The sequence below is a fragment of the Mesorhizobium sp. M7A.F.Ca.CA.004.06.1.1 genome (assembly GCF_003999135.1).
GTDB lineage: Bacteria > Pseudomonadota > Alphaproteobacteria > Rhizobiales > Rhizobiaceae > Mesorhizobium.
In genome coordinates, this window is sequence record NZ_RZPQ01001214.1 from 1 (window position 1) to 1028 (window position 1028).

Consider the following 1028-nt stretch of genomic DNA (forward strand, 5'->3'; position numbering starts at 1 on the left):
ACCGCATCGTGCCGCGCGTCCTCGGCCAGGCGCATCGTGCGTTGTCGTCGGCCGAGCGGATGTGCATCGTCGGGCGGGATGTAGACCGGATTGTCCGATATAGAGGCCAGCGACACATTGGCCGCCCGCTCGGCCGACGACAACGCACGATGCGCCTGGCCGAGGACGCGCGGCACGATGCGGTAGCTGACCGGCGCCTGATAGTTGCGCCGCCCGTCGCCGGCGCCAACCAGAAATTCCCGCAAACCCTGCAGGGCCGCGGCCTCATGCTCATCGCCCCAGAGCGTGTCGAGGGCGGCGTCATAGTGTTCGAGGGGGGCACGAAACGCCTCGATCGACAGCGCGAACACCTGGTGCGCCATGCGGATCCGGCGGCGCGCCGCGAGCGCTGCGTCTGCCACCAGAGCGGCAGCGCAAGGCGAGCCGTTGATGAGCGAACCCCGTTCCTTGACCTCGAGGTCGAAACGCGTCGAAAGTTCTGCAAACAAGGGGTAGAGCGCCAGGATCTCACCGGCGCCGCCCTGGCCGGAGGCCGGCACGACAGGCATCGGCTCCCCGTCGAGCATTGCGGCCACGGCTAGCGCGATGCGCGGCGTTGTGGCGGCGTTGCCCTCGATGAAATTCGTCAGACGGGCAAGCACGATCGCCCTGACCACGCGATCCGGCAAGGGATCGCCGAACGAGGTGGCGGCGGCAAACGCCTTGATGCGCGCATGGCGATCACGCTCGTCAGGTTCGAGCTTTCGGCTTGCCAATTCCCCCATGGCGGTTGTGACGCCATAGATGACCGGTGGCGGATCGGATTCGATCAGCCTGAGAAACGAGGCGCGGCATTCGGCGATGCGCTGCAAGGCCTTCTCGCCGATCGCCACCGTGTCCTTCTTCCAGGCGACGCGGAAAACAGTGTCGAGGTTGATGTCGTCACGCTTCGACAGGCTAACTGGCATGCTTCACACCACTGGAAATAAGGGACTTAGTAGAGTGGTTCCTCGAATAGCGTCTTGTCGCCGTCGACCAGCGCCTTGATC

At 65.3% G+C, this 1028-nt stretch carries 1 protein-coding gene; it reads right to left on the reverse strand.

Annotated elements, in window-relative coordinates; translation table 11 throughout:
• A partial coding sequence (locus EN906_RS35235; protein ID WP_164777660.1) for an aromatic amino acid lyase occupies nt 1-947 on the reverse strand: 947 nt, incomplete at its 3' end.
• Nucleotides 948-1028: the final 81 nt, after the last annotated feature.